The organism is Pseudomonas sp. B21-035, from assembly GCF_024748945.1.
Lineage (GTDB): Bacteria > Pseudomonadota > Gammaproteobacteria > Pseudomonadales > Pseudomonadaceae > Aquipseudomonas.
In genome coordinates this window covers 2,623,911-2,646,914 of record NZ_CP087179.1, presented here as the reverse complement: position 1 = coordinate 2,646,914, position 23,004 = coordinate 2,623,911, and the positions used below count along the sequence as shown (strand labels likewise).

12 protein-coding genes and 2 pseudogenes are annotated in these 23,004 nt (G+C 64.8%); 10 read left to right on the top strand and 4 right to left on the bottom strand.

Annotation, left to right across the window (positions count from 1 at the left end; all coding sequences use genetic code 11):
• Positions 1–37 precede the first annotated feature (37 nt).
• The 3 genes from LOY22_RS12175 to LOY22_RS12165 all read right to left on the bottom strand — a co-directional run bounded on the left by LOY22_RS12175 (position 38) and on the right by LOY22_RS12165 (position 5,462).
• A complete protein-coding gene (locus tag LOY22_RS12175; protein WP_258597614.1) occupies positions 38–973 on the bottom strand; it encodes an SCO family protein in 936 nt (311 codons plus the stop codon).
• Between the two features lie 15 nt (positions 974–988).
• Entirely contained in the window at positions 989–3,769 is a 2,781-nt protein-coding gene (locus LOY22_RS12170; protein ID WP_258597613.1) for a multicopper oxidase domain-containing protein, read from the bottom strand.
• Positions 3,770–4,004: 235 nt separating this feature from the next.
• Entirely contained in the window at positions 4,005–5,462 is a 1,458-nt protein-coding gene (locus LOY22_RS12165; RefSeq protein WP_213601437.1) for a HAMP domain-containing sensor histidine kinase, read from the bottom strand.
• A gap of 249 nt (positions 5,463–5,711) precedes the next feature.
• On the opposite strand from LOY22_RS12165, the gene LOY22_RS12160 reads away from it, so the two are divergent.
• The 10 genes and pseudogenes from LOY22_RS12160 to LOY22_RS12115 all read left to right on the top strand — a co-directional run bounded on the left by LOY22_RS12160 (position 5,712) and on the right by LOY22_RS12115 (position 22,520).
• A complete protein-coding gene (locus LOY22_RS12160) occupies positions 5,712–7,058 on the top strand; it encodes a hypothetical protein (RefSeq protein WP_258597612.1) in 1,347 nt (448 codons plus the stop codon).
• A 35-nt stretch (positions 7,059–7,093) separates the two neighbouring features.
• A complete protein-coding gene (locus LOY22_RS12155; RefSeq protein WP_258597611.1) occupies positions 7,094–9,322 on the top strand; it encodes a cadherin-like domain-containing protein in 2,229 nt (742 codons plus the stop codon).
• Between the two features lie 16 nt (positions 9,323–9,338).
• Positions 9,339–9,809 (top strand): curlin, encoded by a 471-nt coding sequence (locus LOY22_RS12150; RefSeq protein ID WP_045198721.1) that lies wholly within the window; start codon positions 9,339–9,341, stop codon positions 9,807–9,809.
• Positions 9,810–9,825: 16 nt separating this feature from the next.
• Positions 9,826–11,271, top strand: a complete 1,446-nt coding sequence (locus LOY22_RS12145; protein WP_213601443.1) for a curlin — start codon at positions 9,826–9,828, stop codon at positions 11,269–11,271.
• A 149-nt stretch (positions 11,272–11,420) separates the two neighbouring features.
• On the top strand, positions 11,421–11,933 hold the full coding sequence (locus tag LOY22_RS12140; RefSeq protein ID WP_258597610.1) for a sigma-70 family RNA polymerase sigma factor: 513 nt from the start codon (positions 11,421–11,423) through the stop codon (positions 11,931–11,933).
• A complete protein-coding gene (locus LOY22_RS12135; RefSeq protein WP_213601445.1) occupies positions 11,930–12,874 on the top strand; it encodes a FecR domain-containing protein in 945 nt (314 codons plus the stop codon). The genes LOY22_RS12140 and LOY22_RS12135 overlap by 4 nt, the downstream gene beginning before the upstream one ends.
• 115 nt (positions 12,875–12,989) lie before the next feature.
• Positions 12,990–15,914: a TonB-dependent receptor gene (locus LOY22_RS12130; protein WP_258597608.1), complete on the top strand. Its 2,925-nt coding sequence runs from the start codon at positions 12,990–12,992 to the stop codon at positions 15,912–15,914.
• Positions 15,915–16,097: 183 nt separating this feature from the next.
• Positions 16,098–18,342 (top strand): annotated as a pseudogene (locus LOY22_RS12125) (FepA family TonB-dependent siderophore receptor).
• 244 nt (positions 18,343–18,586) lie between these two features.
• A complete protein-coding gene (locus tag LOY22_RS12120) occupies positions 18,587–19,201 on the top strand; it encodes a response regulator transcription factor (protein ID WP_258597607.1) in 615 nt (204 codons plus the stop codon).
• Between the two features lie 7 nt (positions 19,202–19,208).
• Entirely contained in the window at positions 19,209–22,520 is a 3,312-nt protein-coding gene (locus LOY22_RS12115; RefSeq protein WP_258597606.1) for a transporter substrate-binding domain-containing protein, read from the top strand.
• Here LOY22_RS12115 and LOY22_RS27050 read toward each other — a convergent pair.
• Positions 22,495–22,926, bottom strand: a pseudogene (locus LOY22_RS27050) (methyl-accepting chemotaxis protein); the annotation flags it as partial. The gene LOY22_RS12115 and the pseudogene LOY22_RS27050 overlap by 26 nt on opposite strands.
• Positions 22,927–23,004 lie beyond the last annotated feature (78 nt).

Sequence of the window (23,004 nt, the reverse complement as noted above, 5' to 3'; positions counted from 1 at the left end):
AACTAATGGCCACGGCGCCAGTGATAGTATTTTGCCTTTATGGCTGTTGGCGTTCGGCCTCCTGCTCGAGAAACGCCAGCAAGGCCTGGGCATCGGCCTCGTTCAGGCGCAGGTTGGGCATGGCCACGCCGTTGTATTGCCGGTACAGCGCCATGACCTGCGGGTCTTGCTCGGCGAGCATGCGATCCGGCTCGCGGATCCAGCGGCTCAGCCAGCGCTGCTCGCGGCGCCGGGTAACGCCGAGCAAGTCCGGGCCGACCGCGCGCAGGCCGGTAGCCTGGCCATCTTCCGGGCCGAGGCTGTGACAAGCGGCGCAACGGGTGCGAAACAGCTCTTCGCCGCTGCTCGGCGGGCGAATCTGCGGGGCATCGGCGTAGCTCTGCTCGCTACTGGGTTGCTTCCAGTTCTGCAGGCTGTTGGCCAGTTGGTCGGCGAGAATCCACGGGTTTTCGAAGGGTGAGGCCTTCATCCAGCGCCCGGTGGCCTGGTTGCCGACGATCAGGCTGAGGTTGTGGTCGCGACTGCGGCCGTTGTCGACGCCTTCGATAAACAGGCCCAGGCTGCGGCGCAAGGCATCGATCTGGCCTTTGTCGCCGGTTAGAAAGCGCCAGCCGGGCGCCACCTTGAACTTTGCCGCGTAGGCCTTGAGCACCTCGGGGGTATCGCTGAGCGGGTCGATGCTGATCGAGTAGAAGAACACCTCGCGCCCGACCCGCTCGCCCAGCAGCTGCTGGACCTGGCGCAGGCGCGCGGTCTCCAGCGGGCAGGAATCGCCACAACCGGTGAAGATGAAGTTGATCACCACCACCTTGTTCTTGATCAGGTCGTCGAAAAAGCGCAGGTGCTCACCGTTGTGGTCGATCAGCTCGGTATTGGGGAAGTACTGCGCCCCCCAGGGCGTGGCCTCCTCGGCCAGCCCCGGCAGGCTGCTGCACAGCCAGCAGAGCAACAGGCAACGTGCGATAACGCCCATGGCAACCTCCCCCGGCTACTTGCCGACCTTGACCTGCGGGCCCTTGCCATCACCGTTGCGCCAGGTCGGCAGCGCCGCCGAGTTGACGTACTTGACCCCGTCCCAGCTGGGCAAGGGCGTTGGCATCAACTGCAACTGGCCGGGGTGCTCGATGTCCCAGCGCAGCAGCATCGAGTTGTCCTCGTGCTGGGTGTTGTGGCAGTGCTCCATGTAGGTGCCGGCGAATTCGCGAAAGTTGATCGCCACCTCGACGTTGTCCAGGCCGTCGGCTTCGCTGCCGATCCGGTAGACGTCCTTGCGCGCCCACTTTTCCCATTCCGGCGGCGCCTTGCCGCCGCGGCTGAGGATGATGCCCTCCTCGAAGTGCACGTGCACCGGGTGGCTCCAGCCGTTGCCACCGTTCTGGATCTTCCAGATTTCCAGGGTGCCGAAGCCGCTGGCGCCGGCGTCGGTGGGGCCAGTGGCCAGCTGAGGCGCGGCGTTGAGCCGGCGCGGGTCCATGTGATAGCCAAAGCCGCCGTCGGTCTTGACCGTCCACGGCGCCTGGTCGGTGCCATCGGAGCGGCCGAAGATGAAGGTGCGATGGCGGGCCTGGGCCAGGCGGGCGATGTCCGCCGGGTTGTCGCGGTGCAGCTTGAGCGGGATCATCACCTTGCCCTCGGCCTTGCCGGGTTTGGCCGGCTCGTAGGCGGCCGGGTCCATGGCCAGGTCCTGGCCGCTGTAGGGCTTGACGTTGAACTGCAGGATCTTGTTGACGGTGGGGTCGCCTTTATCCCATTGCGGGCCCTTGCTGGTCTGCTTGATCACCGCCTGATACTTCTCCGACAGCACGTCGGCCAGGGCAATGGCCTCTTTGGGGCCCTTGCCGGTGTCATGGGCCTGGAGGTTGAGCAGGAACAGCTTGTCGCCGGGCTTGATCCCGTTCTTGGCGAAGTTGACGACAATGTCGAAGCGCTCGGCGATGCCCTGGGTCGGCAGGATGGCGTTGTGGTCCTGTTTGTCGCCGTTGGCGTCCAGGTCCATGCTGCCGTCGAACGGCACCGCGTGCTCCATGATGTTGCCGTCGTTGGCAATCATGTGGAATGGCACCCGCGCATAGGAAAGCCCCGAACCCTTGGGCCCGGCGAACTCGCCGCCGCTGCCCTTGATTTCACGCACCAGCGCCAGCTTCAGGTAGCGCGACACCGAACCGTTGAGGATGCGCAGGCGGTAGCTGCGGGCGCGCACGTCGAGGTATGGCTTGTATTGCCAGTTGACCAGGATCTGGTCGCCGAGAAAGCCGTCGGTGTTGAACGGGTTGAACCACAGCTGGCCGTTCTGGCCCCAGGCCTTGTCGGCGATCAGCAGGTTGAGGTCATAGTCGCGATTGCCCCACGACAGCGCCGAGCCGCTGGGCAGGCGCAGGTTGACGCCATCGTCGAAGGCCTCGTTGCCGCGGTCCAGGGCACTGTAGTAGTTCATCATCGCAGCGTTGCCCTTGTAGACGTTCTGCGCGGTGAAATCGAGCATGTGGTCATGAAACCAGTGGGTGCTCATGGTTTCGCGCCAGTCGCCGCGAATGCGGATACTGCCGTTCTCGCAGGTTTTCAGCCCCGGGTTGGCGTCGTTGACCCACAGGGTTTCGCCCGGGGTGCAGGGGAACGCCGCGCGCGGGTCTTCGGCGCGGGTGTTGATGCTGTCGTAGCCGGCCAGCTGGATCGGCCAGCGGTAGTCGTAGTACTGGCCCGGGAAGAAGAACGCGTTGGCGTAGCCGTCGCTTTCGGCCGGGGCGTGGCCGTTGTGTTCATGGGTGCTGATGGTGTGCAGGCCAAAGCCGTGGTTGGCGGCGGGGTCGATCGGCAAGGCGTTGTAATGGCGCATCAGCAGCGGCTGGCCGTATCGCACCATCAACAGCTTGGCCGGCAAGGTGCCGTCGAAGGTCCATAGCGACTTGTGATCCTGCAGCGGCATGTTGGGGTGGAAGCGGGTATCGACGCCCTTGGTGGTGCCCAGGGTGTTGGCCTGGCCGGCGGTGTTGTAGTAAAGGCCGCCGGGGCCGAACTCGCCGACGCTGTAGTGGTGCATCTGCATGGCGTCACGCAGGCCGCTGTTGATCCGCGCCCCGGCTTGCGCGGTTTTGTAGACGGCCTGGGGGTAGAACTCGTTCCAGCGCTGGTGCGACCAGCCCTTTCCTGGTGGCCGGCCTTCGGCGGCAGAGCCGATGTGGCGGTTGAGGAACAGCTCGATCTGCTGCTGCCAGGGGTTACGGTCGACAACGTTGGCAAACTGGCCGGGGAACGGAGTCAGGCCCGGCTGCTTGAGAAAGGCATCGAGCAACGGCCCGGACGGCGCACTGCGCGCGACGTTGAGCGGGTCTTGCTGCGGCGCCGGGCCGGTGCTGGGCGCCGGGAACACCAGCAGCCCGGCGGGGGTGGTCGGGTCGAGGCGGGTCGGGCCGAATTCTTCGAACAGCAGCAGTTGCTGGCTGAACGGCTGGGCGCCGAACATCGGGCTGGGGGCGCCATTGGTGGGGTAGTTGAAGCTGGTTTGCAGCGCTGGCGGGCGCTCGTTCTCCTGGCGCGGGGTGGTGCGGTCGCCCTCGCCCTCGGGCAGGTCGAAGGCGCCGAGATTGGCCTCGGGCAGCGACAGCAGGTTGTTCAACGCTGCGGCGCTGTCGGCGGGTGGATCGCTGAAGGCCGAGGGGTCGCCAGGCTCTGGCGGCTCGACATCATCCAGGCGGCTGGCGTTGGCATCAGCCATTAAGGCAATGGCCAGGGCGATGCTCAGGACAAGAGGCGTGGGGTTTGGGGTTTTCATCATCTTCACCCAGATTCAGGGACCGGTAATGTCGTTTTGCAATTACCTGGCCACATCTGTATCAGGATGTGTATTCGTTAATTATCAATAGGTTATTCCTACTACCTAATATTATTTACGAAGAGTGATGCTGGAAAACCACCCCCAGTTCTGGGTCTTTACCCTGCGGGAGCTAAAAAACAGCAATGTGTTTAAATTCATATAGTTATTAGTATTTATTAAAGTTCTTTATCCGTTACTTCCCCACCACCCTGAACGTCAGCAACACACACGTACCCTGCCCCTCCTCGCTACTGAGCTTCACCGTTCCGCCAAAGCGCTCCATGATCCGCCGCACCAGCACCAGGCCAACCCCCAGTCCGCCTTGCTTGGTGCTGAAGAACGGCTTGAAGGCCATGCGTTGCTGCTCCTCGGTCATGCCCTTGCCGCTGTCGCACAACTGCAGGGTCAGGCCCTGGCGCGTGTGCCGGCGCCGCTCGACACGCAGCTCACCGCCTTCGGGCATGGCCTCCAGGGCGTTGGCGATCAGGCTGTTGAAGATCTGCCCGAGCAGTACCGGCTGGCACAGCACCTGAACCTGGGGCAACTCGCCCATCTGCAGGCGCACGCCCTGGCGCAGTAGTTGCGGGGCAAAGCCTTGCAGGCTGTCCTGCAGCACCCGCAGCAGGTCTACCGGCTCCGGGGTATCGTTCAAGGGCCGCAGCGACTGCAACAGCTCGCGCACCCAGTGGGACATGCGGTCGACCTGGCTGATGATGTCGCCGATGTTCTTCTGCGCCGGCCCCTCTTCGATCTCCTGGGCAAGTTCGGCGCTGGAGCGAATGCTCGCCAGGGGGTTGCGCAGGCTGTGGGCCACCGCCGACGACATCTCGCCCAGGGCCACATAGGTTTCGTTGTTGATCAGGCGCTTTTGCTGCACCGCCAACTGCCGGGCGGCGCGGCGCATGATGCCGTACAGGCCGATGTACACAAGCCCCGCGCCGATCGCCGTGGCCAGCCAGATCAGCAACAGGCCGCGTTCGATACGCAAAATCAGGTCGCGGGGCTCCTTGTAGATCTCGACCATGGCAGTGACGTTGCCGCCCTCGGCATCGAACAGCGGGATGTAGTTCTCGATGAACAACTGCTCGGGCGGGGTAATGAACTTCTGCTCGCTGCGCGCCTGGTCGACGTCGTGGTAGCTGGCCGAGACGCGCATCTTCTGGTCGAAGGCATGGTCAAGGTCGTCATCGGCGTCGATCATCTTGCCCACCAGCGCCGGGTTGCTCGACCAGATGACCATGCGGTCCGGGGCGTAGATATTGGCCAGCAACACGTCGGGCAGGTGGGCGATATGGTCGAGGAACTCGCCCCGGGCGCTGCGCCGGGCCTCGGGGTCGACATCCGGGAAGGCCTGGTCCAGGCGCGGGTCGAGCAATTCGCCCATGGTCCGCACGTTGGGGATCGACACGTGGCGCACTTCGGCCAGGGCGATGGCCTGGATGAACTGGGCGGTGAGCAAGGCGTCGCGCTCGACGCTTTCGTTGATCACGAAGCGGCTGGAGATCAAGCCCAGGCCCACGGCCACTGAAAGGATGATCGCCAGGCTGACGAAGGCGTACCAGCGCAGCAGGTTGAACGGCTTGCGCGCGGCGGCCGGGGCCGGGCTTGCGAGCTGCAGGGACGACGAATCGAGGCGTGGCTGGCTGCTCATCACTGACTCCCGAATGAACGCTCCTTAGGTTATAGCCCAGCCCGCGCAATTCCCCCGCCCGCTTGCCCCACTTGCCCCCAACCCTGGGGCCAGCGCCCCGAGTCGAGTGGCTCTGCCGACACCCTGTAACCGCACGCCAGGCCTTGTGCAGCAAGGCCTGCAGGGTCTTGAGAATAAATTGGTACGGATGTTGCCGATGCCTGTGCAGACGACCCAAGTCCATGGGCCCGAATGCAAGAGGGAAGACTCATGCACCGTCCAACGCCCCACCCACTGGCTCTGCTGATCCTGGCGAGCATTATCCAGGCACCGGCCCAGGCCGCCCTGTTCGAAGTAGACCCCGGCCCTTACCTGCCCGCTACCGGCGGCTTTGCTGCCTGGTACCAGGACACCCATGGCCGGGTGCTCGACCTGTGCCTGTCCAAGGCGGTCAGTTCGCGGGTGCCCGGCGCACCCGGGGCGCCGTCATACATGTGCGTGCTCAACCCCGCCCCCGGGGTGTTCGACGACACCCGGCCGATCAGCTTCCCGAGCAACTACCCCGACGAAACCTTCTGGTTCACCGCCGATGCCGCCATCACCGACGCCGCCAGCGGCATCGACCTGACCTACGGCACCGCCATCGAGGCCGCCTTCGCTGCCGAAGACGTGGTCGACGGTGACCAGGTCAGCTTTGCCCGGGTGCGTATCCGCGTCGACGTGCCCACGCCAGGCACCTACATCGTCACCCACCCCTACGGCGTCGAAGTGTTCGATGTACCGGCGGCCGGGCGGCGGGCAATCAACATGACCCGCGACATCGGTATCGGCTCGCCGAAAACCTACACCGGCGCGCTCAAGGGCGATGTCGGCCCGTTCCTGCGCGGTGCTGGTGGCCCCTACAGCGAAACCAACCCGGCCACTGGCGCCAGCGAACGCTTCATCGGCGACCCGAACCTGCAGGAAGCGGTGACCGGCAGCCCGTTCAACACCAACTTCGTGCGCATCGAGGGCCCCAACGGCCTGGATTTGCGTACCGAACTGTTCTCGGTCTCGGGCAAGCTCTCCACCGTCGCCCGCCCGACCCCGGTGATCGCCCAGCGCAGCACCTATTCGCGGCACAGCGAAAACGGCGACCTGCGCGCCCAGCAGGACCTGTTCGTACAGGCCCCGCCGCCACCGGCGACCGCCACCCTGGTCAGCCAGACCCCCAACCTCAACCTCAGCGAGGCCAACACCACTGGCGCCTGGTACGCCCAGTCGGTGCTCAACCCGTCGCTGCCGCTGAACCTGCAGGTGACCGCCGACAACAGCCTGGCGATCTCCACCAGTACCCCTACCACCCTGACCCTGGCGCTGACCGACCTGGTGGTGATCGAGCGCGCCGAGTACAGCCTGGCCTCCGGGCAACTGACCCTGGTTGCCAGCACCAGCGACGAAACCAGCCCGCCAGTGCTCAGCGCCCGCACCGGCAACGGCGCCACGATCGGCACCCTGAGCGGCAATGGCGCGGTCAAGACCCTCACCACCGGCCTGTCGCCGATTCCGCCCGCCAAGGTCACGGTGACCAGCACCAACGGCGGTAGCGACAGCGAAGAAGTGGTGCTCGTGCCATGAACACTCTTACGCCACGTCCCGTAGCAGGAGGCAGCATGAACAACTGGCCACGCCTGGCGCTCTGCGCAGCCGGGCTTTCCCTCTCGCTGGCCGGCACTGCCTGGGCCGGCCTCAAGGCGGTCGATCCCGGCCCCTACACCCTGGCCACCGGGCGTTACCCGATGTGGTACCAGGACCACGGCAACCTGTCGCTGGAGCTGTGCCAGTCGCGGGCGGCAAGCTCGCGGGTAGCGGTTTCGGTGCCGCCGGCCTACATGTGTACCTTGCTGCCGGAGCCCGGGGTGTACGACGACGCCCTGCCGCTGGTGTTCCCCGACAACTGGCCGCCGGAGATGTTCTGGTTTCTGGCCGAGACCGAAATCCCTGAAGTGGGCAACAGCGGTTACGAGCTGGAAGTCTATGTCGCCGGTATCGAGGCGGCGTTTGCCGCCGAAAACCCGGTGGACGGCGACCAGCAAAGCTTCGCCCGTATCCGTATCCGCGCCTCGGTGCCGCGCACCGGCACTTACGTGATCACCCACCCGTACGGGGTCGAGACGGTCAACGTCACCACCGCCGGGCGCCGCGCCATCAACATTACCCGCGACATCGGCATCGGCGCCCCGGGCAACTTCAGCGGCGTGCTCAACGGCGCGATCGGGCCGTTCCTGCGCGGCGTCGGCGGCCCCTACACCGAGATCAACCCGGACACCGGCGCCAGCGAAACCTACGTCGGCGACCCGAACATCACCGAAGCGGTCACCGGCAGCCCCAACAACACCAACTTCGTGCGCATCCAGGGCCCGGCCGGGACCATCCAGACCAACCTGTTCACGGTCTCCGGCAAGGTCCTCGACCCACGCAAGCAAACCCCTGCCGAACTGCAGCGGGCCAGCTACCGGCGCACCTCGGACGGCACCCGCGTCGAGGTGTTCGCCAAGGCGCCGAACAACGCCACGCTGTGCATGCGCGAGACCCTTGCGCTGGTGCCGGGCACCCCGCCCTCGCCCTGCCAGTTCAACCTGCTGGCCGACAACAATGGCCTGTTCTTCGCCCAGCACCTGAGCAGCGCCGCACCGCCGCCAGTCATCGTCGTCACCGCCAGCGACCCGACCGGCGCCACCCGCCCCACCGCGCTGTCGAGCAAGCTCAGCGACGTGGTCAAGGTCACCACCGCCCGCTATGACTGGGCCAACAAGCGCCTGCGCATCGAGGCCAGCTCCAGCGATGAAGTGCAGGTGCCCGACCTGGTCGCCCAGGGTTACGGGCGGTTGTCGAAGTCCGGCACCCTGCAGACCCTGACGGTCAACGAGCTGAGCCAGCCGCCTGCGATCGTGACGGTGAAATCCGCCGCCGGCGGCAGCGACAGCGAGCCGGTGGTGGTAATCGGCAATGCCCCGGTCGACGCCGCCAACCAGCCGCCAGTGGCCCAGGCCGACGTCGGCAGCACCCGCGTTGGCGTGCCGCTGAGCCTGAACTTGCTGGCCAACGACAGCGACCCTGACGAAAACGTGCCGCTGAGCATCAGCGACCTCACCCAGCCGGCCACCGGCCAGGGCACGGTGGTGCTCAACGGCACCACGGCCGTCACCTACACCCCACCGGCAGTGGTCAATGCGCCGCTGGTGGCCACCTTCACTTACCGTGCCCAGGACAGCAAAGGGCTGAAATCGGCCGTTACCAACGTCACCGTCAACGTCGCTGCCAACCAGCCGCCGCTGGCTGTCAATGACACCGCCAGCACCCTCGGCGTGGCCTTGCCGATCAACGTGCTGGGCAACGACAGCGATCCGGATGGCAACGTACCACTGACGGTCGCCAGCGTTACCCAGCCGGCGCTGGGCCGCGGCACGGTCAGCAGCGACGGCAACCAGGTCACCTACACCCCGCCGGCAGTGATCCTGGCCGCGTTCAGCACCACCTTCACCTACATCGCCCGCGACAGCGCAGGTGCCCTGTCGGCACCGGCCACGGTCACGGTGCAGGTGTCGCCACGGCCACCGGCAGAGAACTTCACCGTCACCGCCGCAACGGTCACGGCGCGAGCTGGCGGTCGCTTTACATGGGATATCTCCGGCACCACCTCGGCGATCCTGCTCAACGCCGTCACCGTGCAGGTCAGCACCCCGACCGGCCTGGTCAGCCTGGGCACCACCCCGGTACCGCTGACCGGACGCTGGCGGCTGAGCGTCACCAACAGCGTCGCGCCGAGCACACCGGCACCGACGGCAACCGTCACCACCAGCCTGGGCACCGTGCGCACTGTGCCGGTCACCGTGCAGTAACCACAGGAGAACGACCATGGCGCGCCTGACCACCTTGCTGCTGTGCCTGAGCCTGAGCGCTCAGGGCGCCCTGGCCGACGACCTGATGGACAACGCTGACCTGGCCATGGGCAGCGACCTGGGCGAGCTGTCGATGCAGCCACTGGCGCCTTCAAGTGGCCAGCAGGCGCTGGTCGAGCAGAACGGCCAGAGCAACCGCGCAGCGATTGGCCAGGACGGCCAGGCGCTGCTCGGGCGCATCGTCCAGCAAGGCGGCGCGCAGGAGGCGTACATCCTGCAACAAGGCAACGACCTGATGGCCTCGATCAGCCAGCAGGGCTACGGCAACAGCGCCTCGATCAGCCAGAGCGGCAGCAACAACCGCGCGCAGATCGAGCAATACGGCAACAGCAACAGCGCCAGCATCGAGCAGGCCGGCAGCGGGCTTTCCAGCTCGGTGATCCAGGCCGGCAACGGGCAGCGCGTGCAGGTCAACCAATACCGTTAAACCTGGAGGCACCACCATGTTCAAGCTCGCTCCTTTAAGCGCCGCCATTGTCCTGGCCGTTGCCGGCCAGGCCATGGCTGACGACAGCCAGTCGACCCAGAGCCAGTTCGGCACCGAGAACATCGCCGAGGTCAAGCAGACCGCCGCGCCGCTCAGTACCACCACCCAGAACCAGCTGGGCCTGGGCAACAACCACGCCGCCAAGCAGGACGGGGGCAACAGCCAGATCCAGCAAAGCGGCACCGGCGACTACAACGCCGGCTACGCCGAGCAGTTGTACGAGTTCGGCAGCCAGATCAACCAGCAAAACGCCGGGGCCCTGAACAACACCCACGCCAGCCAGTCGCTGGGGGTCGAGAACAGCGCCCAGCAGACCCAGCAAGGCACCGGTAACTTCTCGTTCATCTACCAGGACACCCAGGCCGGCAGCCAGGGCACCACCTTGCAGTTTGGCGATAACAACCGCGCCTTTGTCGAGCAGCAGTACGGAGGCGGCGGCAACAACGCCCTGAGCATCCAGGCCGGTAGCGGCAACTACAGCGCCGCCGAGCACCTGAACTACAACAATGGCCAGATCGGCATCTACCAGGCCGGCGATGACAACTGGGCCTATGGCGATCAGCGCGAAGGCCAGGATGGCAGCGTCACCATCAGCCAGACCGGCAGCGCCAACTCCAGCGAAGTCTGGCAAGACACCCAACTGGGCAGCCAGGCCACGGTGACCCAGTACGGGCAAACCAACGAAAGCGTGCTCGACCAGAGCTTCGGCGAGGGCAACGTGGCCAGCATCACCCAGGCCGGCAGCCTCAACGCCAGCTATGCCGACCAGTTCGGATCGCAGCAGTCGACCACCACGGTGTTCCAGAACGGCCAGGGCAACGTCCACTACACCTACCAGAATGGCGACAACCACGTGCTCACGGTGAGCTCCACCGGCACCGGCAACAAGATCCTCGCCAGTAACTGGAAGGGCGACAAGTCCGGCGGCCAGTTCGGCAGCGCCCAGCGCGCCGAGGTCAACCAGAACGGCAGCGGCAACAGTGCCAACTTCACCCAGGACGGCAGCACCCAGCTCGCCCGCCTGAACCAGAACGGCAGCGGCAACAGCGCCGAACTTGCCCAGGTCGACAACAACAACGAGCTGTATTTTGAACAGAACGGCAGCGACAACCTGCTGATCGCCGACCAGCGCGGCACCGCCAACTACGCCACCGGCGTCAGCAGCGGCGCCGGCAACAGCGTCAAGGTCGAGCAATCGGGCAGCGGCAACCAGAGCTACACCTGGCAGCTGTACGGCGACAACAACCAGGCCAACATCAAGCAGACCGACGGCGTCAACGTCGCCTACGTGACCCAGGGCGGCTCGGCCAACCAGGCGATGGTCGACCAGAGCGGCGCAAACATGGCCGCGACCATCCAGCAGTTTGGTGCGGGTAACCAGGCGACGGTGTTGCAGCAGTAATTAATTCGGGGCCGCTTCGCGCCCCATCGCCGGCAATCTGATTCTCCCCCCCTTGACCGTGACTCGCCGACAGGCTGGTCACGGTTCTTTTTTTGCCCTTATAATGCGAACAATTCGCAACTGCATCTTTCATGTTTCAGGATCTCCGGGTGTCCCCTACCTCCCCCGCTCCCCAGCAACAGCTCCATGGCCTCTATCGCGATCACCACGGCTGGCTGCAGGCCTGGCTGCGCAAGCGCCTGGGCGACCGTGAGCGTGCTGCCGACATCGCCCACGACACCTTCCTGCGCCTGCTGGTCAGCGGCCGTTTGCCCGGCCACGACGAGGGCCGCAGCTACCTGGTGCAACTGGCGCGCAACCTGGTCATCGACCAGTGGCGCCGGCAACGCATCGAGCAGGCGTACCTGGCCAGCATCGCCCACCTGGACGAACCGCAAACGCCGTCGCTGGAGACCCGCGCGATAATCCTGCAGACCCTGCAACAGATCGACCAGATGCTCGACAGCATGCCGGCCAAGGTGCGCAGCGCCTTTTTGCTGTCGCGCTTCGAAGGCCTGGGCTATGCCGAGATCGCCGAGCGCCTGGGGGTCACCGTAAGCTCGGTGCAAAAGTACATGATCCGCGCCATCCAGGCCTGCTACCAGGTGCTCTACAGCGAATGAGCGCGGTAAACGATGCACCGATCGACGCGGCGATTGTCGAGCAGGCCAGCCACTGGCTGATGCTGCACTGGGACGGCCCGCTGGATGCCGGGCAACGCCTGGCGTTTGCCGATTGGCAAGCGGCCGATGCCGAGCACCGGCGCGCCTGGCAGCGCCTGCAAACCCTGCAGCAGACCCTCGCCGCCGTGCCTGCGCAAACTGCCCGCAGCGTGCTCGAAGAGCGCCAGAGCCGGCGTACTCTGCTCAGGCAGCTGTGCGTCCTGCTGCTGGTGGGCGGCAGTGGCTATCTGGGCCAGCAGCACCTGCCGTGGCGCGAGGCGATGGCCGACCAGCGCAGCGCCCCCGGCGAAGTGCGCCGCCTGCAACTGGCCGATGGCAGCCAGCTGCTGCTCAACAGCCGCAGCAGCGTCAACATCCAGTTCAGCGCACAAGAGCGGCGCATCCACCTGCTCGAAGGCGAGCTGCTGCTGACCAGCGGCAAAGACCCAAGGCCGCTCAAGGTCCAGACCCTGGCCGGTGAAGTACAGGCCCTCGGTACCCGCTTTGCCGTGCGCGAGCTGCGGGGTGGCAGCCGCGTCGAGCTGTTCGAAGGCGCCTTGATGATTCGACCCGGAGCGGGCACCGAGCAGTTGCTCACGGCCGGCCACGGCCTGTGGTTCAACCGCCAGGGCTGCGGGCCACAGCATCCGGCCGATAGCAACAGCATTGCCTGGGAGCACGGCCGGCTGATTGCCGAGCGCCAGCCGCTGGGGCGCTTTCTCGAGGAACTGGGCCGCCATCGGCGCGGGGTCATCCGCTGCGAGCCGGCCATCGCCGAACTGCCAATCACCGGCGTATTTGCCCTCGCCGACAGCGAGCGCACCCTCGCCGCCCTGCAAGACAGCCTGCCGATCCGGGTGCACTACCTGAGCCGCTACTGGGTGACCGTCACCGCGCGTTGACCGCCCGTGCTTGCACTTTCGCAAAAATAACTGCGCAAGCCGTTGTCGGTTTGCGCCGCTCGTTCGGGTTAGTCATCAAAACTAACCAATACGCATTCTCAAAGGAGTCTTCGGGATGCCGAACCTGCCGCCCCCCTGCCCGTCCCCCCTGAGCTTGGCAATCCGCAGCGGATTGCTCGCCGGCCTGCTCGGCAGCGCCTGCTGCAGCCTGGCCATGCCCGCCCAGGCCGAAGCTGCCCGCCAGGAACAACGCCTGTACCAGATTCCCGCTGGCACCCTCGACCAGGCCCTGACCCAGTTCGCCGCCAGTGCCGGCCTGCTGCTGTCGGTGGATGCGCGCCTGACCGCCGGCAAGCCGTCGCTGGGCCTGCAGGGCCATTACGCGCCGGCCCAGGCCTTGAGCAAACTGCTAGCCGGTAGCGGCCTGAGCGCCTACTTCAGTGACGACGGCCGGGTGCTGATCGAAAATTCCGCGCACGCCAGTGATGCCCTGGAGCTCGGCGCCACCCGGGTCAAGGGCCAAGCCGAGGACGACGGGCTCAAGGACTACGGCGTGCCACGCTCGGTGGAAACCCGCAATCTGGAGCAACTGGAGCGTTTTCGCGGTCGCTCCAATGCCGACCTGCTCGCCGGCATCGCTGGCGTGCAGACCTCCGACGGGCGCAACGGCGGCGGCATCGAAGTCAACATCCGCGGCATCCAGGGCCAGGGCCGGGTGCCGGTCAAGGTCGATGGCAGCCAGCAGTCGCTGGATGTTTACCGCGGTTACGCCGGCACTGCACAGCGCGCCTACATCGACCCGGACCTGATCAGCAGCGTCACCGTCAACAAGGGCCCGAGCCTGGACGCCGGTGCTTCCGGCGCCATCGGCGGCTCGGTCGAGATGCAGACACTGACCGTCGATGACATCCTCAAGCCCGGCGAGACCACCGGCTGGCGCCTGCGCGGCTCGCTGGCGGACAACAGCAGCGCCGACGTCCCCAGCGACTATCGGGTGCGCCCACGCACCGAGCGCAACGACCTGCTGCACGCGCACGACTGGTCGCGCAGCCTGGCCTTCGCCCACAAGGACGAAGCTTTCGATGTGGTCGCCGCCTACGCCGAGCGACGTAACAACAACTACTTTGCCGGCAAGCACGGTTATTCGCGCTACGACACCTCGGTAATCAGTGGCGGCGCCCTGGTCGATGCCAACACCGTGGCACGCAACTACTGGCCCGGCGAAGAGGTGCTCAACTCCAGCACCCACAACAAATCCTTCATGCTCAAGGGCACCCTGTACCGCGACAACGGCCTGGAGCTGGGCCTGGGCTACCGCTACATGGATTCGAGCTTTGGCGAAATCATGCCCTCGCAGATTGGCCGCTCAGGCCCGTCGATGACCCAGCCACTGGGCGACTTCAAAAAAGACATCGACCGCTACGACGAAGCCTTCTGGATGAGCGCCGCCCCCGAGTATTACCAGCAATGCTCGGCCATCGCGGCCCCGGTGCCGGACGGCGACAATATGTGGGACAGCACCGGCTGCTTTGTGCGCGAGACCCTCGACCCGGTCTACGACTACAGCGGCGCCAACCAGATGATCCAGTTCAAGCCCGGCAACATGAAGCTGCACACCCTCACCAGCGAGTTCAAATGGCGCCCCGAGGACGACAGCCTGGCCCGCTACATCGACCTCAACGGTCATGCCTGGGCAACCTTCGGGCGCAGCATCATGTACAACAACGTCGGCTTTACCGCGCCGCAACGCGGCCAGGGCTATCAGGACGAGCAAAGCGAGCACTACCGCCAATCGCTCAAGTCCGACCTGAGCAACCTCAAGGTCGGCACTGACATCAGCAACACCAGCCGCCTGCTGACCGGCAGCGGCGACTACGCCCTGACCTATGGCGCCTCGTACCAGTACGAAAGCATCGACCCTAGCCGCAAGCCGTGGCAGGACGACCTGGAAAACAACCGCATCGAACGCAATGGCTATCGCCACGAATACAGCCTCAGCACTGCCCTGGAATACAAACCGGTCCCGCAGTTGACCTTCACCGCTGGCGGGCGCTACAGCGGTTACCGCATTTACGACCGCAACCGCCAGGCGCTGTATGCCGCGCCGGCCGGGGCCGGCCCCGACGAGCCATGGTGGAACGCCGAATTTGCAGGCTTCGCCGACAACGCCGAACTGTCTGGCCACGGCTTCGCCCCGGCCTACAGCGTCAGCTATGCCTTTACCCCCAATGTCATGGCGTATGCCCTGTACAACCAGGGCATGCGCATGCCGTCGCTGTTCGAGACCACCCTGGGCAGCTGGTCGGCAGAACCGAACTACGACTTGCGCCCGGAGCGAATGAAAACCTTCGAGGTCGGCGCATCGTTCAAGGGCAGCAACCTGCTGCTGGACAACGACCAGGCCGGGTTCAAGCTGGCCTACTTTCACAACACCATCGATGACATGGTCACCCGCAACTACCGCTACAACCCCAAGGGCCGCCCCGGTTTCAACGGCGAGCTGAAGATCCGCAACGTCGACAGCTTCACCACCCAGGGCATCGAGCTGCAAAGCCACTACGACAGTGCCTGGTGGTTCGCCGACGCCTCGTACGTCTACAACATCAAGGCCGAAACCTGCGACCGCGCCTTTGCCCAGGCCCTGCGCGACGGCGGCAAGAGCGAAACGCCGGACTGCACCACCGGCGGTTTCCAGGGTTCCTACACCAACACCCAGAACCCGCCGCGCTACAGCGTCAACCTGGTGCTGGGGGCCAAGGCCTTCGAGCAGAAACTGGCCAGTGGCATACGCATGCGCTACACCAGCGGGCCGATGTACGTGCTGGACAAAAGCTGGCACGTAGGCACCACCACACCGCAGCAGCACTACCTGGAAGCGCGCATCTATGATTTTTTTGCCGACTACCAGGTCAGCGACGAACTCAAGGTCAGTTTCAATGTTTACAACTTTACCGACCAGTACTACCTCGACCCCATGTCGCAAAGCATGATGCCGGCACCCGGCCGCACCTCAAGCCTGGCAGCATCCCTACAGTTCTAAAGGCCTTTTGCCATTAATCTGTCGGAATCGCCGTAGCAGGGTTTTACCGCCCTGCTTCGTTAATATTTTATTTTTCTCCTTAAGGGTTTACACGCGAATGGTAATTCTTATCATTCTCGACTTCCCGAACGGCCCGGCCCTTCCGTCCAGGCCGTTCACCCTTTGTTTCAGGAGAGATCTGACATGGTGTCGCGCTTCAACCTCAGCCGCTTGAGCATTGCCTTGCTGGCCACCCTGGGTTCCACGGCACTGGCTGCAGCGCCCCTGGAGCTGCAACCGGATGAAGTCCAGGTGCAGCCCACCGACCTGCCAGTGGACGGCAGCCGGCAGGCGATCGAGCTGGAGAACACCCGGGTGCTGGGCACCGCCGAAGAGGAGCTCAAGCAAGCGCCAGGCGTGTCGATCATCACCGCTGAAGACATCAAGAAGCGTCCGCCGGTCAACGATCTTTCCGACATCATCCGCCGCGAACCGGGGGTCAACCTCACCGGCAACAGCAGCAGCGGCGCGCGTGGCAACAACCGCCAGATCGACCTGCGCGGCATGGGCCCGGAAAACACCCTGATCCTCATCGATGGCAAGCCGTCGACCTCGCGCAACGCCGTGCGCTACGGCTGGAGCGGCGACCGCGACACCCGCGGCGAAACCAACTGGGTGCCGGCCGAAGAAGTCGAACGCATCGAGATCCTCCGCGGCCCGGCCGCCGCACGCTACGGCTCGGGTGCCATGGGTGGTGTGGTCAACATCATCACCAAGCGCCCGACCCAGGACCTGCGCGGCTCGATGACCCTCTACACCATGCTCCCCGAGGACGACTCCGAAGGCACCGGCAAGCGGGTCAACTTCAGCCTCAGCGGGCCGCTCACCGACAGCCTGATCTTTCGCGTGTACGGCAACCTGAACAAGACCGACGCCGACGACATGAAGATCAACTCGGCGCACCAGGCCTATGAAGAATCGCTGATGGCCGGCCGCGAAGGTGTGCGCAACAAGGACATCAACGGCCTGCTGAGCTGGAAGATCGACCCGGCCAACACCGTCGACCTGGAGTCCAGCTACAGCCGCCAGGGCAACATCTTTGCCGGCGACACCATGCTCAACGCCGGCGGCGAGTTCGTCGAGAGCCAGGTGGGCAAGGAAACCAACGTCATGCAGCGCTCAAGCTTTGCCCTGACCCACCGTGGCGACTACGACTGGGGCACCTCGACCGCCTCGCTGTCCTACGACCTGACCCGCAACGAGCGTCTCAACGAAGGCCTGGCCGGCTGGGGCGAAGGCGCGCCATCGGGCGGTGCCGGGCGCTTCGAGTCGCGCCTGCGCAACACCCGCGCCACCGGCGAGGTCAACCTGCCGCTGAGCATGGGCCTGGAGCAGGTGCTGACCCTGGGCGGCGAGTACCTCTACGAGTCGCTCAACGACCCGGGTTCGCTGCGCCCGCAAAGCTATGACCCGGGTGCCGAGCTGCCGGGCTTTGACCGCACCCAGACCAAATCCACCGCGCGCAGCTTTGCCTTGTACGCCGAGGACAACATCGAAGTCGGTGAAAACACCATCGTCACCCCGGCCTGCGCCTGGACCACCACGAAGACTACGGCGACAACTGGAGCCCGAGCCTGAACGCCTCGCACCAGATCACCGAGGCCCTGAGCATCAAGGGCGGCATCGCCCGCGCCTACAAGACCCCCAACCTGTACCAGGCCAACCCCAACTACCTGCTGTACAGCCGCGGTACGGGCTGCAACTCCGGTGAAGTCAACAACGGCGGCTGCTACCTGCTGGGCAACGCCAACCTCGACCCGGAAACCAGCGTCAACAAGGAACTGGGCCTGGCCTACGACAAAGGCACCTGGCGCACCAGCGCCACCTACTTCCGTAACGACTACAAGAACAAGATCGAAGCCGGAAACCAGACCTTGTTCCGCCTGCCCAACGGCCGGCGCATCCTGCGCTGGGAAAACACCGGCAAGGCCGTGGTGCAAGGGGTTGAGGGCAACCTGTTCGTCGAGCTGACTCCGGCGCTGGACTGGAACACCAACTTCACCTACATGATCGAGTCCAAGGACAAGAAAACCGGCGAGCCGCTGAGCATCATCCCGAGTACACGGTCAACTCGACCCTGGACTGGAATGTCACCGACAAGCTGTCGTTCCAGCTCAACGGCACCTACTACGGCAAGCAGGAAGCGCCGACCTACAACGCCCGGGCCAATGAAACCCTGGACAAGAAGGTGCAGAAGGACGTCGATCCCTATGGCATTGTCGGCATCAGCAGCGGTTACGAGTTCACCAAGAACCTGAGCATGCGCGTGGGCGTCAACAACCTGTTCGACAAGCGCCTGTACCGCGAGGGCAACTCCGATGAAGCCGGGGCACTGACCTATAACGAAGCGGGCCGGGCGTACTTCGCCTCGTTTACCACGTCGTTCTGATGGAGTGAGTGGGGGATGGAAGCTGGCCTCGCAGGTCTCAGGCCGAGTCATTCACCCCGACAAGCCACAACTTAAGTGCGTAGGAATTTTCGACAATTCCTACCACAATTTTCAACGCCTCTATACTTCCCATACTCTTGCAACCTGATTCGACGTATCGTTGGCGACTCGCCGGCTCCGGCCCGATTCGTCTTCCTGAATGATTCAGGAAACGGCCTACCCTCTTCGTCAAGGAGTTGCGCCAATGCCTACGGTACTCATCGTCGATGATCACCCCACGATTCGTCTTGCGGTGCGTATGCTGCTCGAGCGTGACCGCTACGAAATAGTCGGTGAAACCGGTGACGGCGTGGCCGCCGTGCAAATGGCCCGCGAGCTGCGCCCGGACGTGGTAATCCTCGATATCGGCCTGCCCGGGCTCGATGGCCTGAGCGTGATCAAGCGCCTGCACCTGCTGGAAAAAACCCCGAAAATCATGGTCCTCACCGGTCAGCCGGCCGCCTTGTTCGCCCGGCGCTGCCTGGATGCAGGCAGCTCCGCCTTCGTCCACAAAGACGAGGACCTGGAGGCACTGATCTTCGCTTTGAAAGCCATGATCAAGGGTTACTCGACCTTCCCGGACATGTCGGCCAACCGCGGCCCGCTGGGTAGCGAAAAAGATCGTCTGGGCAGCCTGTCGCACCGCGAGATGGAAGTGTTGCGCATGCTTGCGGCCGGGCTGTCGAATAACGACATCGGCAAACGCATGCTGCTGAGTCCGAAGACCATCAGCACCTACAAAAGCCGGATCATGGAGAAACTCCAGGTAGGATCTTTCGTCGAGTTAATGGCTCTGGCCACTCGTAACCAGGTGATCTGAGCCCATCATGAACATCCGCCCTGCTCTGCTGGCCCTGGTGCTGGGCTGCCTGCCGCTGTTGCTGCTCGACAGCAGCCTGGCCGATGAGCCCGGCGAGCCACGTACATTACTGGCGCGTTCGGTGGTCGGCGGCGAAGGCGTGGCCCTGTCAGCAGATGACCGGCGCTGGCTGAAGGAAAAAGCCGTGCTGCGCCTGGGAACCTCGCGCCCGGACTACCCGCCTTTTGATATCAACGTCAGCCAGAACGAATACGAAGGCCTGACCGCCGACTACGCCGGGCTGATCAGCGAGCTGCTGGGCATCCGGGTAGAGGTTCGCCGCTACAACAGCCGTCAACAGGCAATCACTGCCCTGCACACCGGGGCCATCGACCTGCTCGGCAGTTCCAATGGCTTTGAAGCCGCCGATGCGCAACTGGTGCTCAGCCAACCCTATGCCGACGACCTGCCGGTGATCGTCACGCCCCAGGGCAAGACCCGCGCCGTCGATGACGAACTGGACGGGCTGCGCCTGGCCATGGTCGATCACTACCTGCCGGATGAAGAAGTCCAGCACCTGTTTCCCAAAGCCCACCTGCAGCTGTACTCCTCGACCATGGCCGGCTTGTCGGCAGTGTCGCTGGGACAGGCCGACGCCTTTGTTGGCGATGCCATCAGCAGTGACTACCTGATCGGCAAGAGCTTTCAGGAAAGTGTGCAGATCTCGCACTTCGTCAGGCACGAGCGCGAAACCTTCGCCTTTGCCCTGGCTCGTGGCAACGACCGATTGCTGCGCTTGCTCAACCAGTCACTGGCGGTCACCAGCGAAACCGAGCGGCTGAACATCCTGCGCCGCTGGAGCAGCGGCAGTACCAGCATGCTGCTGGATCGCGACGTGCTGGTGTTGACCACCGAGGAGCGCCGCTGGATCGCACAGCACCCGATTGTGCGAGTGCTGGTCAACAAATATTTTGCGCCCTTGAACTTCTACGATGACCAGCAGCAGGTCCGTGGCATTACCGCCGATGTGCTGGAGCAGATCAGCCTGCGCACGGGGCTCAAATTCGAGTTCGTCGAAGCCGATGCCGGCGCCGCCGCGATCACCTTGCTGCAACAGGGCAAAGCCGACCTGGCCGGGACCCTGGTCTATAGCCCCGACCGCGCCAGGCAGGTCAACTTCACCCGGCCCTACCTGGTCGATCCCTGGGTGCTGGTCAGCCGGGTTGACAGCGACGACGGGCAAACGCCGGAGCAGTTGCAGGGTAAACGCCTGGCGGTGATCCGCGATTCACCCTTGAAGCCCCAACTACGGGAACGCTACCCGTCGCTGACGCTGATCGAGGTCGATAACCCGCTCGCATTGATGGAGGCGCTGGCGCAAAAGCGCGTCGATCTGGTGCTGAGCTCGCGTATCAACGCCGCCTACTTCATCAGCCGGCTGTTCAAGGATCGCCTGCGCATCGCCTCACTGTACGGCGATCAACCGATTACCTCCTCGTTTGCCACGGCTTTGCCGGCCACCGAACTCCACGCCATCATCGACAAAGCCCTGCTCAGCATCCCGCCCGACGAACTGGCGAAGCTGACCAACCGCTGGCGCACCAACGCCTTGATCAGCGACAGCCCCTGGTACAACTACCGCTCGCTGATCGTACAGATCCTCATCGTCGCCAGCCTGCTGATCGCCTGCGTGGTGTTCTGGAACCGCTACCTGCGCAGCCTTATCCGCCAGCGCAGCGAAGCCCAGCAGGCATTGCAGCATGAGCTGGGCTTCAGCAAACGCCTGCTCGAAGAGCTGCGCCTGGCCAAGGACCAGGCCGACGATGCCAGCCGCGCCAAAAGCACCTTTCTGGCGACCATGAGCCATGAAATCCGCACGCCGATGAACGCGGTGATCGGCCTGCTCGAGCTTGCGGTCAAGGACGCCGAACAGGGCCGCGCCGACCGTGCGTCGCTGCAGGTCGCCTTCGACTCGGCCAACGGCCTGCTGGCGCTGATCGGCGACATTCTCGACATCGCCCGCATCGAGTCCGGGCACATGCAACTGAACGCCGAAGCGACCGACCTGACTGCCCTGGTCGCCGCCACCGTGCGCGTGTTCGAGGGCAATGCGCGGCTCAAGGGCCTGGCCTTGGTCACCGACCTGCAGACCCTCGACGAAGGCCTCATGGTCGACCCGCTGCGGCTCAAGCAAGTGCTCTCGAACCTGCTGGGCAATGCCCTGAAGTTCACCGAGCAGGGCCAGGTGCAAGTCACCCTGCGCTACGGCCCGGCGCAACCCGGGCAACTGCGTCGGGTGCTGCTGAGCGTGCAAGACAGCGGCATCGGCATCAGCGCTGCAGACCAGGCGCACTTGTTCCACAACTTCGCCCAGGTGGGCGAGCAACCCGCGCGCCAGGGCACCGGCCTGGGCCTGGTGATCAGCCGCACCCTGTGCGAGCTGATGGGCGGCCGCCTGAGCCTGAGCAGCAGCCCGGGCCGCGGCACCCGCGTCGATATCGAATTGCAACTGGCGCTGGCGACGGTGGTGCACGCCCCGGTGGCGCCGATCGAGCAAGCGCCAGCCACGCAGGCCTTGAACATCCTGGTGGTGGACGACTACCCGGCCAACCTGATGCTGCTTGAGCGCCAGTTGAGCGTGCTCGGCCATCAGGTCAGCCAGGCCGGCGATGGCCAGGCGGCGCTGGGGTTGTGGCTGCAGGGGCAGGTCGAGGTAGTCATCACTGATTGCCATATGCCCGGCATGGACGGCCATCAACTGGCACGGCGTCTGCGCAATGAGGAGCAGCAACAGCAACGCCAGCCCTGCCTGATCCTCGGCCTGACCGCCAACGCCCAGGCCGAAGAGCGCGAGCGTTGCCTGGCCAGCGGCATGAACGATTGCCTGTTCAAGCCGATCGGTCTCAATGAACTGCGCCGTCACCTGACCGGCATCGACAGCCCGGCTGCGCCGGTAGTGGCAAGCGATAACCTTGAAGCACATGCCAGCGGCTTCGAGGTCGACAACCTCAGGTACCTGACCCTGGGCGACCCGCAACTGGTCGAACGCCTGCTACGGGAACTGGCCCAGAGCAACGGCGACGACCTCAAGGCCCTGCGCGCCCTCGGCCCGACGCCCAGCCGCGATGCCTTGCGCAGCCTGGCTCACCGGATCAAGGGCGGCGCCAAGATGCTCAAGGCCCGGGGCGTGGTGCAGCGCTGCGAAGCGCTTGAGCAAGCCTGTGTCGGCGACGCCGGTATCGAGCACCTGCAGGCCCTGGCCAGGGCCCTGGAACTGAGCCTGCAGACCCTCGAGACCGAGCTCAATCAGCGCGTCAGTGCAACTGCAAGGTCGAGTTGATCTGGCTGATCGCATCGACCACATGCTGCGAGCCCTGCTGGATTTCCAGAATCACCTCACCGGCTTCGTTGGCCAGCTCCACGCCAAGGCCCGTGCGGCTCAGGCTCGACTGCATGCTGGCCACGGCAGTCAACGACAGGTCGTGGTTCTGGCGCACCACTTCGACGATCTCCAGGGTCGCCTTGCTGGTGCGCGCCGCCAGGTTACGCACCTCATCGGCGACCACCGCAAAACCGCGTCCGTGCTCGCCAGCGCGCGCCGCTTCGATGGCCGCGTTGAGGGCCAGCAGGTTGGTCTGGTCGGCGATGCTGCGGATGGTCTGGACGATCTGCCCGATCAGTTCCGACTGTTTGCTCACGGCATCGATACTGCGCGCGGCGGCGTTGAGGTCCTGGGAGATTTCCTCGATCACCTGCACGGTTTGCTGCACCACCTGCGAGCCTTTGCGCGCGCAGGCGTCGTTCTGCACCGAAGTGGCATGGGC

Bases quoted from the DNA above. Each gene is read 5' to 3' on its own strand.
- LOY22_RS12150 (WP_045198721.1), top strand. From the start codon at position 9,339: ATGGCGCGCCTGACCACCTTGCTGCTGTGCCTGAGCCTGAGCGCTCAG.
- LOY22_RS12155 (WP_258597611.1), top strand. From the start codon at position 7,094: ATGAACAACTGGCCACGCCTGGCGCTCTGCGCAGCCGGGCTTTCCCTC.
- LOY22_RS12165 (WP_213601437.1), bottom strand. From the start codon at position 5,462: ATGAGCAGCCAGCCACGCCTCGATTCGTCGTCCCTGCAGCTCGCAAGC.
- LOY22_RS12130 (WP_258597608.1), top strand. From the start codon at position 12,990: ATGCCGAACCTGCCGCCCCCCTGCCCGTCCCCCCTGAGCTTGGCAATC.
- LOY22_RS12145 (WP_213601443.1), top strand. From the start codon at position 9,826: ATGTTCAAGCTCGCTCCTTTAAGCGCCGCCATTGTCCTGGCCGTTGCC.
- LOY22_RS12160 (WP_258597612.1), top strand. From the start codon at position 5,712: ATGCACCGTCCAACGCCCCACCCACTGGCTCTGCTGATCCTGGCGAGC.
- LOY22_RS12115 (WP_258597606.1), top strand. From the start codon at position 19,209: ATGAACATCCGCCCTGCTCTGCTGGCCCTGGTGCTGGGCTGCCTGCCG.
- LOY22_RS12135 (WP_213601445.1), top strand. From the start codon at position 11,930: ATGAGCGCGGTAAACGATGCACCGATCGACGCGGCGATTGTCGAGCAG.
- LOY22_RS12120 (WP_258597607.1), top strand. From the start codon at position 18,587: ATGCCTACGGTACTCATCGTCGATGATCACCCCACGATTCGTCTTGCG.
- LOY22_RS12170 (WP_258597613.1), bottom strand. From the start codon at position 3,769: ATGAAAACCCCAAACCCCACGCCTCTTGTCCTGAGCATCGCCCTGGCC.
- LOY22_RS12175 (WP_258597614.1), bottom strand. From the start codon at position 973: ATGGGCGTTATCGCACGTTGCCTGTTGCTCTGCTGGCTGTGCAGCAGC.